The sequence below is a fragment of the Salibacter sp. genome (assembly GCF_031581065.1).
In the GTDB taxonomy this organism is placed as follows: Bacteria; Bacteroidota; Bacteroidia; order Flavobacteriales_G; family Salibacteraceae; genus Salibacter.
This window is the reverse complement of the sequence record NZ_JAVLBN010000001.1, coordinates 36,835-49,946: the sequence shown is the minus strand read 5'-3', so window position 1 is coordinate 49,946 and position 13,112 is coordinate 36,835. Positions and strand designations below refer to the sequence as shown.

Here is a 13,112-nt window from a genome sequence, read left to right as displayed (position 1 = left end):
TCAGTTATTTGGCTCAAAGATAAGAGAGCTCATTTGATCTGGATTGAAAATATCGGCTGCTACATCCTGTAATTGCTCGGCTGTGATGGATTCAATTTGTTCAAAAACATCTTCCAGGGTATCAACTTCATCGTAATTCATCAAACTCTTGCCCATTGCCAACATCGTGTTGAGCCCGCTTTCCCTTGCGAGTGAGAGCTGTCCTTTTAATTGCTGCCTGGCCTGGTTGAGTTGAATAGGCCCCAGTTTTTTGTTGACCAACTTGTCCAGCTCTCTGTGAATCAGTTTAATCGACTTGTCGAGGTATTTGGGTTCTGTACCCAGATAAACACTAAATAGTCCGGTATCAGCGTAAGAAACAAACCCCGATTCGAGGTGATAAGCAAACCCGTATTTCTCACTGATGTTGAGGTTGAGCCTGCTGTTCATTGCAGGTCCGCCCAAAATATTGTTGAGCAAAACGAGCGCACGCCTGTTTTCGTGATGCGAGTCATAAGCGAGATTTCCTATCATGAGGTGTGCCTGGTTAACATCGCGTTTACTTACGACTTGCCTGGGTTCATACTTTAAATTTGATGTGGATTTTTTTGTGTTTCGGTCAGATCCGGCAGGCGTGTATTTTTCCAGTAGCCGAATTATTTTGTCGAGTGGTTGAGATCCACAGTAAGAAAAAATGATGTTTGACGGAGTGTAATTCCGCGAGTAAAAGTCGGTTAGTGAGGCGCGATTGAATCGCTTGATATTGCTTAGTGTTCCCAAAATATTGTGCCCCAGCGGATGACCGGTAAAAACCTGATCTTCAAAATCATCATAAATCTGCTCACCCGGGCTGTCCTGGTAAGCGTAAATCTCATCAATGACAATGAGTTTTTCTTTCGTTATTTCGCGATCTGGAAAGGTGGAATTAAAAGTGATATCACTCAATAACTCAACTGATCGCTGTGTGTGTTCAGCCAAAAACGAAGCGTGAATGACCGTGTCTTCTTTTGAAGTGAATGCATTGAGCTCGCCACCTACATTATCAATCCTGCTGAGGACATGAAACGCTTTTCTGTTGTTGGTTCCCTTGAACAGGCAGTGCTCGATGAAGTGAGCCATTCCAAATTCGTCCTGCTTTTCATCGCGCGTTCCGCAGTCGATGAAAAAGCCGGCATGCGAAGCAATGCTGTTGTGGTGTTCGTAAACAACGCGTAATCCGCTATTTAATTTGACAACTTCAGGATTCATTAATTGTGACCTTTATTTTTTGGTCGCGGGTTGTTGTGCTTTTGTTTGTTTTGGTTCTGACCGTGATGCTTTTTGCCTTTGTTGTGATGTTTGTGTTTCGACTTTCCCCTAAACTTATTACGGCTATTGCCCGATTTTCGTTTGGGATCGTAGCCGGGGCTATTTCCTATTTCCTCAGGAGTTTGCAGTTTTTCCAGGTCTTTTTCAACCAGCTTTTCAATATTGTAAAACTTGAATTGATCTTTTGGGTTGATGAATGAAATAGCAGCTCCTGATTTTCCTGCTCTGGCTGTTCTACCAACACGGTGAACGTAATCGGCAGGGTCATCCGGAATATCGTGATTGACCACGTGACTCAAATCATCGATATCGATTCCACGAGAAAGAATATCTGTAGCAACGAGCACCTTGTAGTGACCGGCTTTGAATTTTCTCAAAATCTCATTTCGCTCACTTTGGTCTTTGCCTGAGTGAATAGCAGCGATGGGGAAGTTGTATTTTTTTAAGCTATTGGCAATACGATCTACATCGCTTTTGCGGGAGGCAAAAACTACCATTGTTTTCACATCCTGTGTTTTCACAATATGTTCGAGCAGAGCTACTTTATTCTCATCGTAAACGAGGTAAGCTAACTGGTTGATGTTTTCAGCCGGCTTGTCAACAGAGAGGTTGATTTGTGTTGGGTTGTTGAGAATCTTTTCTGCCAGTTTTCTAATGTTAGGAGCCATCGTGGCAGAGAACAGTAACGTTTGTTTTTTCTCGGGCAGCTTGCTGTTGAGCAGTTTGATGTCTTCTATAAAACCCATATCGAGCATGCGGTCTGCTTCATCCAAAATAAAGAAGTCGAGTTCGCTGAAATCGGCATAGCCGAGGCTAATGTGAGATTTCAATCTACCCGGTGTAGCGACAATAATATCGACACCATTTTGAATGGAAGCTTTTTGCTGAGAGAACTCAGCACCTTCGTTACCACCGTAAACAGCCTGGCAGGAAACGTGAGTTCCGTAAATAAAACCGATGAGGTTTTGTTCGATTTGCTGAGCGAGTTCTCGTGTTGGTGATAAAATCACACAGCGTACTTTATTGCTTTCTTTTTCGAGTAATTTATTGACTAGCGGAATTAAAAATGCCGCTGTTTTACCGGTTCCGGTTTGTGCGCACCCAATTATATCCTGACCTTTAAGTATTTCAGGAATTACCTGAGCTTGAATAGGAGTGGGCTTGTCAAAACCAAAAGCGTCAACCGCTGAGAGTAAGTCTTTGTTGAGGTTGAAATCTGAAAATGTTTTTATTTCCATATTAAATAGATATGCGGAGTGATTATACTCCTTCATTTGAATAGTTGAGATTGATGGGATAGTACCTCAACTCGTAAATAACTGGTTCAAAAGTAAAGAAGCTGTTTAAATATTCACCAATATTAGCAATCAGAATTAAGAGAATGAAAAAAGGCTTTCTCAATTTGAGAAAGCCTTTGCATTATTGGGAATAATTGTTGGAATCTATTTTGAAACAGGTGCTCCGTCACTTTTGTTTACAGGCATTGTTTCTTCTTTTGGAGCAGGGTCGATGTGACCTTTAATTCTGATAACTTTTGTAGGCTGGTTTACAGCATTTGAAGTTATCGTTACGCTCTTGTTGATCGGTCCAATTCTTTTAGAATCGTACTTCACATTTATCACAGCACTTTCACCTGGAGCGATAGGTTCTCTTGGCCAGGATGGCACTGTACATCCACAAGAACCTCTTGCATTTGAAATGATAAGTGGTTCAGAACCAGTGTTGGTAAACTTAAACTCAGTAGAGGCGTCACCGTACTGCTTCATCTTACCAAAGTCGTGAACATTTTTTTCGAATTCGATTTCTGGTCCGCCTACTTCCTGTGCGAACAATGTAGCTCCTGCAAACAATACAAGGCTTAATGATAAAAGTAATTTCTTCATGGCTATTTTCATTTTATAAATAGGTGAATACAAACATAAAAACTTTTACAAAACGCAATTAATGCTTAACTAATAGTTAACAACGGAATGAGATTTGTAATTTCTTCGCCAAATCTAATGATTGTTTTAAACAACAAATAAATTTGTAATCCTTAAACCCGGTAAAAATGAAATTAATTTATTCCTACCTGCACTTTGTTTCTATTGCATTGACGCTATTATTTGTAACAGGATGCTTCCCCGGTGAAGAAAGTGGAGATGGAAGCCCTTCTTCCACGAAACAAATTGAACTCACAATTGAAGATATTAAAGGAAAAACTATAACTTACGATTTTTATCAGGTTAATGGTGATGAGCTCGAATATGTTGCTACTGAAATTTCAGATAGAGACGGAAGCACACTCGTTCAGGTTGAAGTTGACCGCGAGATTAATAACATCATCATAAAGCGCACTAAGGGAGGCGTTGAAAAGCGCCAGGTTGTGCCCCTTCGCAGTAATAAAGAGAATGTCCAATTTGTGTTGTAATGAATAAAAACATTGTAAGACTTGCGATTGTAATCATACTTTTAATTCTCTTATTTGTCTTTTTCTACGATTGGGGAGAGCCTGATTTACCCTTTGGGTTTGATTAATTGATTTTATTCCACTCGCTCGTTCTACCTTTATACTAATTCAATAAATTTGCGCCCTTTAAACGGTGCAAAATGACTGAAATCCCATCAAAATACAGCCCAGCTGAAGCTGAAGGTAAGTGGTACGACTACTGGATGAAAAACAACTATTTTCATTCAGAACCAGATGATCGCGAACCTTTTACAATTGTTATTCCTCCACCAAACGTGACAGGTGTCCTCCACATGGGGCACATGCTCAACAACACTATTCAGGATGTGTTGGTGCGTAGAGCTCGCATGCAGGGAAAAAATGCGTGCTGGGTTCCCGGTACTGATCACGCATCTATCGCAACTGAAGCTAAAGTTGTTCAAAAACTAAAAGCTGAAGGAGTTGACAAGCATGATCTCACGCGTGAAGAATTTATGGAACACGCCTGGGAATGGACCGATAAACACGGTGGAATCATTCTCGATCAATTGAAACGACTGGGAGCTTCCTGTGATTGGGATCGTACCGTTTTTACGATGGATGATATCCGTTATGAATCGGTTATTAAGTCATTTGTTGATCTTTACAATGATGGATACATCTACCGAGGCTACCGAATGGTGAATTGGGATCCTGAAGCACTCACAACAGTTTCAGATGAAGAAGTAATCCATAAAGATATTCAGTCAAAACTCTATCATGTTCGTTACCAGGTAGAAGGTGAAGATGAGTTTGTGACAATCGCTACAACTCGTCCTGAGACAATCCTCGGTGACTCTGCAGTTTGTATCAATCCAAATGATGAACGCTATTCTCACCTCAAAGGCAAACGCGTTATCGTTCCGATTGCAAATCGCTCGGTTCCGATTATTGAAGACGATTACGTGGATATGGAGTTCGGAACCGGATGTTTGAAAATTACTCCGGCTCACGATATCAATGACAAGGAAATTGGAGAACGTCATAAGCTCGATGTAATCGATATCCTTAATGACAATGGAACGCTCAATAAAGAAGGCCTTCATTACGAGGGAATAGACCGTTTTGAGGCGCGTAAACAAATAGTCATTGAGCTTGACGAAAAAGACTATTTGGTAAAATCTGAAGATTATCAAACTTCGGTCGGAACCAGCGAAAGAACGGGAGCGATCATCGAGCCCAAAGTTTCTTTGCAGTGGTTTGTTGCCATGAAAAAGCTTGCCGGACCTGCACTCAAAGCAGTGATGGATGATGAGGTGAAGTTGATTCCATCGAAATTTAAAAATACTTATCGCCATTGGATGGAAAATGTTCGCGATTGGTGTATCTCGCGCCAATTGTACTGGGGGCACCAAATTCCGGCCTGGTATTACGGATCTGACCATGACGATTTTGTCGTGGCAATGACCGAAGATGAAGCGCTTGAAAAAGCGAAAGAAAAATCCGGTAATCAGAACCTGACAGCCAAAGACTTGCGCCAGGATAACGATGTGCTCGACACATGGTTCTCGAGCTGGTTGTGGCCGATGAGCGTTTTTGACGGAATTAGAAATCCTGACAACGAGGAGGTTAATTACTATTACAAAACCAATGATCTCGTTACGGCTCCTGAAATTTTGTTCTTTTGGGTGGCGCGTATGATCATGGCTGGTTATTACTACCGCGACCAAAAGCCTTTTGATAATGTTTATTTAACCGGAATTGTTCGCGATAAAGAAGGTCGTAAAATGTCAAAATCGCTCGGTAACTCACCTGATCCAATCGGGTTGATGGAGCGTTACGGAGCTGATGGTGTTCGCGTGGGAATGCTTTTCACTTCACCGGCAGGGAACGACTTGCCGTTTGATGAACAACTTTGCGAACAGGGACGAAACTTCGCCAATAAGATTTGGAATGCCTTGAGGTTACTCAAATCGTGGAAGGTCGATGAAAAAATAGATCAGCCTGAGACTGCAGCTCTAGCCAACGAATGGTTCACCAATCGTTTTACTTCAGTTTTTGCTCAAATAGAGAGAGACTTTTCAAATTACCGTATCAGCGATGCGTTGATGGGAATCTACAAACTCATTTGGGACGATTACTGTAGCTGGTTCCTCGAAATGATTAAGCCGGGTTACGGAGATCCTGTAGATGAAAAAACAATTGCTCAGGCGATTGAGCACTTTGAGAATTTGATCAAAGTTCTACATCCATTCATGCCTTTCCTTACTGAAGAATTGTGGCACCGCATTGAAGAACGCGATGCTGATTCTGCATTGATCGTAAGCCAATGGCCCAATATCGAGTACAAGGCAAATGAGGAAATTCTCACCGATTTCAAACGGGTAGAAAAAGTGATTGCCGGTATTCGCACTTTCAGAAAGCAAAACAACATTCCGCAAAAAGAATCGCTCAAGCTTTTTGTGAAAACGCATGAAGAGTCGAGCTCACATTTTGACCCTATTGTCGCTAAACTCAACAACCTGGAGTCAATCGAGAAAACAGATGACAAAATTGAAGGAGCTTATTCTTTTGTTGAAGGAAGCAACGAATACTTTATTCCGCTTGAAGGAGCTGTTGATGTAGAGGAGCAAAAAGAAAAGATCAAAGAGGAGATCGACTACATGAAAGGATTTTTGAAAAAGGTTGAGAAAAAGCTGAGCAATGAGCGCTTCGTTCAAAATGCACCTGAGAAGGTTGTGGAAATGGAACGCCAAAAACAGCACGATGCCGAATCAAAAATCAAAGTGCTTGAAGAGCAGCTCGCGGGACTTTAAACATAACCTGCTGCCCAATAAGCCAGGTAACCGATTACCTCGTGATTGAGTTTGTTCCACTTTGAGAGAATCTCAACATTTGGAACAACCCAAAAAGCAAAATCGTATCGCGGATCTGACGATTCGCGATCAACAGAAAACTCATTTACAACAAGGCCTGTTTGATCAAAGCAGGCCTTTGCTCTTTTCATGTGTGCAGCTGAAGTTATGAGAAGAAGCTTCTTATCGGTCAGATCCAGTTGTTCCAAAACCTTTTTGGTCATTTCAGCATTTTCACGCGTATTGCGCGATTCACTTTCTGAAATAATATCATCTTCAGGAATTCCCGAATCGATGAGGAATTGTTTGATCAAATCGGAGTAAGGGTGTCCCCTGCCGATTAATTCTCCTGATCCTCCGCTCAGCAATATTTTATCGAGTTTACCCTGGTTGTAAAGCTTGAGGGGCATGAGAATTCTGTCGGCAGAATTGTTGAATTCGATTCTGTCAAACTGCTCGTCATAGTAAGCAAATCCGCCCAAAACAATCCCGATGTCGTGATGCCTGAGGTTTTCGGTTCTGACCGTTTGAACTTCCCAACTACTCAATACAAAGTTGTGTAGTGCTCTGTTTGAGAAGATGTAAAAAACGATAATGCTGGCTAAGAGTAGTTTTTTTCTTTTCGCTTTCCAAAAGAAAGCAGCAATCAAAAGCCCAAATCCCCAAAAGTAAGGGGAGATGAGGAATGCCAGGACTTTTGATAAAAAGTAAAACATTACTGTACAGTCATTATTTTTCCAATGTTGAAGGATTCACCAGTCAATTGTATAAGATAGTTTCCTGAAGTCAAACTATTGACATTCAGTTGCTGGTTGTTTTTTCCGCTGTTGAAGAGTTTTTTCTGGGTCAAAACTCGTTGACCATTCATGTTGTAAACTTCAATTTTAACTCGCTCATTTTGTTGGAGTTCAAAAGTAATATTGACGTTCGTCTTTGCCGGATTGGGATAAAGAGTGTAGTCGATTTCTTTCTCGTAAGCAGATTGATCAGCTAAACCAACATTTCCGCCCATATCCAATGTTGTGGAGTAAATTCCGTTTCCGTGAGTTCCCACAACAGTGTAGCCATCACTCAATCTAACGTCAATCATATCAACTACAACATTTCCAATTGTTTGAGTTCCTTGCTGAACCCAGTTAGTACTGTCGCCATCGAGCTCTGTAGCAGCAAAAAGACCAATACTCGTTCCAACGAGGTAAATCGAAGAATCCCCATCTTGAGTTGGTACAATTTCAGCCCAGCGGCATGATGGTCCATCACTTAAGTGCTGAAGGTTATCCGGGATTCCCGGTTGAGCAGTACCTTTTAAATTTCCTTCAATATCAGTCCATGATTGGCCGCCATTCTCCGTGTACCAAAGACTTACAACGTTGTAGTTCGAGTAAACGACAATTGCTTTATCAGCATCGCGTGGATCAACAGCAATATTTGAAGTGTAATTCCCTGAAGAAATATTATTCGTCACTGAGGTGGTGGTAGAGTTTGAGTTTGCATTGTCAATTCTGTAAATCTGTTTTGCATCAGTACCCACATAAACCACATCCTCATTATGGGCAACTCCAATAGCTTTGATATTGGCATTGACAGATAAATCAGCAACCTGGCTCCAGTTGTTTTTGACAAAAGGCGAGGCCAGATTTACATTTTTATACAGCTCGTTAAAAATTGGTAAGTACATCTTGTTCCTGTCTTTTGGATCGAGCGCAAAAGGATGAACAAAAGAATAGGAAGCCCACTGAAAATTGGGCATAATGTTTTCTCTGTTGAGCACATTTCCTGTTATTGGGTTCATATCTGTACGCTGGATATTTGCGTACTGAGTAGAAATAAAAGCGGTTGCACCTCCATTGGTCAAAGCCGTGTAAGCTCCGTCAGCACCTCTTACTTTTTCCCAATTCTCATCAGTTGTAGCAGTATTTGTAAACCATGTTCCATTATCCTGAGTTCCTCCAGCAGCTAGCGGAATTTCAGTATCATGAACAGTCCCTACAGCATAAAACTGAGAGGTGACATAGCCATTATTCAAATCTTCCCAAATCACTTTGAAAGCGAGGCAATCTTCAGTTTTGTGAACGCCACCGTCAGATGAAGCCAACATCACATCAGGATTGCCGGGCATGAATTTAACGTTGTGTTGATCGGGGTGTTGGCCATCTCTTATGTAGCGGTAATTATTGTACCCCTGTGCATCGTAACCGCCTAATTGAGCCGTGTTAGATGAAGAAGCAAAACCGTCAGTGGTTCTGAACAAATTTGTACCACCAATAAAAACCACATCGTGATCATCAGGTTTTACTGCGAGTGACATGCAGTAGTTACTGAATGTGTTGAGTTGGTGATGACCTTCTGTTGATTGCGGTAAGTTTGATGATCGGTTGAGCCAATCTCCATTGCTTCCTGTTCCGTCTCCACTAAGGAAGCGATAACGCCAAAAGGAGTTGCTCTCTGAATTGGGCTCGCTTGGATCAATATTTTGTCCGGCACCGGGAGTGCGACAAAAGAAATAAACGATATTCTCATTTGAAGGAGCTATCGCTAATCTTCCTCGTTGTTGGTTATTTGGGAAATTAGATGGTGAAATTTTCAACCAGTTCATACCATCAGTACTTCTGTAGATACCGGCTTCCTGGTCAGATCCTGAAATGTGAGCGTAGAAAATACCTGAGGTTGTGCCAACTACCTCGGACCAATCGGTAGTAAAACCGCCACTCAGCACATTTTTCCATGAATCACCTCCATCATTACTTCGCATAATGCCATTTTCAGTTGAAGCGAGTACGATATCGCTGTCGTTGCGTGACGGGTCTGTAGTAATTGTAAAAACAGCACTCCAGGTTGAAAATGTTTGCGGTTCAGTTGAAGTGCTTGTGAGCTGAGTCCATGTTTGTCCGTTATCGGTTGATTTGAAAACCCCGTTTCCGTTGTAAGGAGCTGATGAAGACTTACTTGCACTGTTACCACGTGTTTCTCCCGTTCCGTAATACCAAACATCTGTTTGGCCAGATCGCGTATCCTGCGTAACACAAGATACAGAAGAAATATCCATCGAGCTTGTCGTGCGGTTCCACGACTGACCACCATCAGTTGAACGCCACATTCCGCCTGAAACACCTCCTGCCAAAATGATGTCTGGATTTTCCTGATCAAAAGCGAGTGCTCGGGTTCGGCCGCCTACATTGTAAGGCCCAATGGGCTCGTATATTTGAGCGCCACTTCTCTCCAAACCGCTCGATTGAGGTAAAGTGTGTGAGAAAGCCATTTCCCTGAATTTGATTCCTTCAGGAATTTTTCCGGTAGCAGGATCTTTGAGCCTGTTCAATTCGTATTCGAATCTTCCTTCGGGACTAGCGGTGTTGGCTGAATCACGGTTCTGACCATTATCATTACTACACTGGAAGCTCAATAGAGCCACCACTATTAAATAAAAAACTCTTTTCATTTTACCTCAACGTTTTGTAAAACTCAACTGAAAAACGGGATCGCTTATCAAATATCTCGGCCTCGATTTTCATATTCTTCTCTAGCGAAGTTAGGGGGTGTTCTTTTAATAACGGGTATTTTGCAGTATCGGGTTGGTGAGAAAATATGAAGTGAACATTTAGTGTATCGTTTTCACGGATCTGACCGTGGTAGTCAAATCCTTGTTTTACAAGTTTTTCAACTTTGACTAAAGCATCGCAATTTTGGCAACTACAATCGTGATAACCTTTGTACTGAGCGTTTTGTTTCAGCTCAATTATTTTCAACTGAACAACGGTATTCGTAATCTTGTTTTGTTCATTAACCTGTTCTTCATGCTCACTTTTTGAGTTTGATGAAGTACTTTTGGATGATGTTGAGCAACTGAATATGAATGCGCTCAAGATGATTATGTAAATTGATTGCCGCATTTGGGTGCGCAATTTAGTCAATTATTAAATACAGGATAAGGATGAGTAAGTTTTGGATGAGGCTTTGTGGAATAGTGTTGTTTTTAGTTTTAGCAAATAGTTCATTTTCACAGGATTGGAAGTTGAGCAATGCGTTGCAGGAGGAATTGGCTGTAAGAACGAATAGTGAATACCAAATTTTAGTTGTTGGTCCCAATTGGGCAAATTGGGATTCGCTCAATTTATCGGTCAGATCCAAAGGTATTTCCCGCAAAGAGCGAGCAAAATACGTGATGGCTTACCTGAAGGATATTCACAAAAAATCGCAGGACATAATTATAAAAGAAGGGAATATTGACAGGGATAATATCGAGCATACTTTTTGGATTACCAATGTCATCGAGCTAAAGGCTTCAACTGAAAAGGTTCGTGAATTGATGGCTGTAGGAGAAGTACAATCTATCCAGCTCGCTGATGAAATCAAGATAGCTCCGGTAGAGTTTGAAAAAAGTGAAAGCGTTCAATCGCGATCTGTGGGTGGAATTGAACCGGGAATAGAAGCCGTAAATGCTCGCTTTTTATGGAACCTCGGCTATACGGGAAAAGGACAAAAAGTGCTCAATTTCGATACAGGTGTTTGGCCTGATCATCCTGCTATTAGTGAGAATTACCTGGGGAACCACAAACCACTTGATGAGGTTTGGTTTCCGTATGATAAAGTTATTCCGGGAGATAAAGGAAGCAGTCACGGTACGCACACGAACGGAACGTGTATCGGGCTAGATCGCAGTACAAACGACACAATTGGAATCGCTTATGAATCGATGTTCATCGCAACTGACCCAATTGTGAGTAACGCTGCTGATATTCGCACTTTTCCCAACATCATGCGCGGTTATGAATGGGCTTTGAATCCTGATGGCGATTCCACAACAACTGATGATATTCCGGATGTGATCAACAATTCATGGGGGCGCACATTTGACTCTATTTTCCTGCCAGAAGTTTGTGGTGGTATTGTAGAAAATACCCTAATTGCACTTGAGAATGCTGGGATTGTGAGTATTCACAGTGCGGGAAACAGCGGTCCGGGTAGTGGTACGGTTGGTTTGCCTGCGGGCTCAAACCCATCGTTGGTCAATAATTTTGCTGTTGGAGCGGTGAACGCTGATAATCCCTCTTATCTGATTGCAGGTTTTTCATCACGCGGACCTTCATATTGTCCGTCATCGGGTGCTTTGGAAATAAAACCTGAAGTTGTAGCCCCCGGGGTTAATGTGCGCTCTGCTGTGCGAAACGGATCTGACTACACCTACGATAATTACCAGGGAACTTCGATGGCAGCCCCGCATGTTTCGGGAGTGTCATTGCTGCTCACTGAAGCTTTTCCAAATGCTACGGCCGAGGAAATCAAAGAGGCACTTTATTATTCGGCAGTGGATCTCGGTGATCCGGGAGAAGACAATACTTACGGAAGAGGAATGATTGATGCAGAGGCGGCTTACAATTATTTAGCTCAAAATTATACACCTTCAAATCCGCAAACTAACAGCTTTGATATTTCAATCAATGAGATTACTCCATCAAATGAATTGTCACTTTGCGGAGATTCATTTTCACCTGTGATTCATTTTGACAACACAATTACAATTGATAAAAGTGATTTGAGCGTTACTTATGGATTTTACGGTTCTGCTGAAATGACACAGTCAATTGGGACGGGAACTTTACAGCAACAGGATTCAATCGTTTTAGATCCCATTCAAATTCCATCATCGGGTTATTTGGAGTTTTACGCTGAGGTAGTTTACAGCGGCTCTAATCAGGAGATGAATACCGTGAATAATACGCGTTTTATTCGTTTCAAAAAGAATGGGAATAGCGGGTTGCCTTATTTGGAAACGTTTGAGAATATTGATGAACTTCTCAACTCAAGTTGGGTTAAAAATGACGAAGAGGACAATCAATCGTGGGAACTCGACTCTGCATTGAGTACAACCGGAACAGTGAACCGGGTAGCAACTATGCAGCTTTCGAGCTATTTAACGGGAAGCGGAGATCGCGATTTTCTTTACAGCCCGGCTTTGAGAGTTGATGGTCAGAACCAGCTTCACCTCACGTTTGATTACAGCTATCAGCTCAAATTCTCCGGTTTTCAGGATTCGCTCATCGTAGCCGTATCGACAGATTGTGAAAATTCCTTTCAGCGTGTTTTTGAAAGAGGAGCAGAAGATTTGAATTCGACAGATAAAACATTGCAAAGCGACTGGACACCTCAAGATACTTCAGATTGGGAACATGTTAATATTTCATTACCTCAAGTTGCTGATGGAGAAAATGTGATCGTGAGATTTGAATCTTACAATGAGCGCGGTAACAACATCTATCTCGACAATGTTGAGGTTTTCGATCCTGCTCAGGGCTCTGTTGGTCAGAGCCGGACTTCAAACTCTACAGCACTGGAAGTTTTTCCAAACCCTGTAGAGACGATGCTCAATTGGCAATCTGAAGAGAAAGTTCTAGAGTTGAGGATTTTTGATATTACCGGTCGGGCGGTTTTGACCAAAGCAGTGAATGATGAACAAAATTTATCAGTGAGCAGCCTGCAATCGGGAACTTACATCGTTTTGTTTGAGATGCAAAACGGAGAATCAGTTCGTAAGCGTATTGTTGTTCGTTAGATTTGCTAAACTT

At 41.8% G+C, this 13,112-nt stretch carries 9 protein-coding genes; 3 read left to right on the top strand and 6 right to left on the bottom strand.

The features are described from left to right. The 3 genes from RI557_RS00205 to RI557_RS00195 all read right to left on the bottom strand — a co-directional run bounded on the left by RI557_RS00205 (position 1) and on the right by RI557_RS00195 (position 3,170). Entirely contained in the window at positions 1-1,227 is a 1,227-nt protein-coding gene (locus RI557_RS00205) for a pitrilysin family protein (protein ID WP_310667887.1), read from the bottom strand. Further along, on the bottom strand, positions 1,227-2,525 hold the full coding sequence (locus RI557_RS00200) for a DEAD/DEAH box helicase (protein ID WP_310667886.1): 1,299 nt from the start codon (positions 2,523-2,525) through the stop codon (positions 1,227-1,229). The genes RI557_RS00205 and RI557_RS00200 overlap by 1 nt, the downstream gene beginning before the upstream one ends. A gap of 204 nt (positions 2,526-2,729) precedes the next feature. Next, positions 2,730-3,170: a DUF1573 domain-containing protein gene (locus RI557_RS00195; RefSeq protein ID WP_310667885.1), complete on the bottom strand. Its 441-nt coding sequence runs from the start codon at positions 3,168-3,170 to the stop codon at positions 2,730-2,732. Positions 3,171-3,337: 167 nt separating this feature from the next. Here RI557_RS00195 and RI557_RS00190 point away from each other — a divergent pair, with 167 nt between their 5' ends. Both RI557_RS00190 and RI557_RS00185 read left to right on the top strand, forming a co-directional pair. Then, on the top strand, positions 3,338-3,697 hold the full coding sequence (locus RI557_RS00190) for a hypothetical protein (RefSeq protein ID WP_310667884.1): 360 nt from the start codon (positions 3,338-3,340) through the stop codon (positions 3,695-3,697). 179 nt (positions 3,698-3,876) lie between these two features. Continuing rightward, entirely contained in the window at positions 3,877-6,510 is a 2,634-nt protein-coding gene (locus RI557_RS00185; RefSeq protein ID WP_310667883.1) for a valine--tRNA ligase, read from the top strand. Here RI557_RS00185 and RI557_RS00180 read toward each other — a convergent pair. The 3 genes from RI557_RS00180 to RI557_RS00170 are packed head-to-tail and all read right to left on the bottom strand — an operon-like array spanning position 6,507 to position 10,439. After that, positions 6,507-7,265, bottom strand: a complete 759-nt coding sequence (locus tag RI557_RS00180) for a YdcF family protein (RefSeq protein ID WP_310681306.1) — start codon at positions 7,263-7,265, stop codon at positions 6,507-6,509. The genes RI557_RS00185 and RI557_RS00180 overlap by 4 nt on opposite strands. After that, positions 7,265-9,988, bottom strand: a complete 2,724-nt coding sequence (locus tag RI557_RS00175) for a T9SS type A sorting domain-containing protein (protein WP_310667881.1) — start codon at positions 9,986-9,988, stop codon at positions 7,265-7,267. Before RI557_RS00175 ends, RI557_RS00180 begins: the two co-directional genes overlap by 1 nt. Position 9,989: 1 nt before the next feature. After that, positions 9,990-10,439 (bottom strand): hypothetical protein, encoded by a 450-nt coding sequence (locus RI557_RS00170; RefSeq protein ID WP_310667880.1) that lies wholly within the window; start codon positions 10,437-10,439, stop codon positions 9,990-9,992. A gap of 41 nt (positions 10,440-10,480) precedes the next feature. Here RI557_RS00170 and RI557_RS00165 point away from each other — a divergent pair, with 41 nt between their 5' ends. Further along, entirely contained in the window at positions 10,481-13,099 is a 2,619-nt protein-coding gene (locus RI557_RS00165) for a S8 family serine peptidase (RefSeq protein WP_310681304.1), read from the top strand. Positions 13,100-13,112 lie beyond the last annotated feature (13 nt).

Coding starts and splice junctions, on each gene's coding strand:
- RI557_RS00205 (WP_310667887.1), bottom strand. CDS start 1,227: ATGAATCCTGAAGTTGTCAAATTAAATAGCGGATTACGCGTTGTTTAC.
- RI557_RS00200 (WP_310667886.1), bottom strand. CDS start 2,525: ATGGAAATAAAAACATTTTCAGATTTCAACCTCAACAAAGACTTACTC.
- RI557_RS00195 (WP_310667885.1), bottom strand. CDS start 3,170: ATGAAGAAATTACTTTTATCATTAAGCCTTGTATTGTTTGCAGGAGCT.
- RI557_RS00190 (WP_310667884.1), top strand. CDS start 3,338: ATGAAATTAATTTATTCCTACCTGCACTTTGTTTCTATTGCATTGACG.
- RI557_RS00185 (WP_310667883.1), top strand. CDS start 3,877: ATGACTGAAATCCCATCAAAATACAGCCCAGCTGAAGCTGAAGGTAAG.
- RI557_RS00180 (WP_310681306.1), bottom strand. CDS start 7,265: ATGTTTTACTTTTTATCAAAAGTCCTGGCATTCCTCATCTCCCCTTAC.
- RI557_RS00175 (WP_310667881.1), bottom strand. CDS start 9,988: ATGAAAAGAGTTTTTTATTTAATAGTGGTGGCTCTATTGAGCTTCCAG.
- RI557_RS00170 (WP_310667880.1), bottom strand. CDS start 10,439: ATGCGGCAATCAATTTACATAATCATCTTGAGCGCATTCATATTCAGT.
- RI557_RS00165 (WP_310681304.1), top strand. CDS start 10,481: ATGAGTAAGTTTTGGATGAGGCTTTGTGGAATAGTGTTGTTTTTAGTT.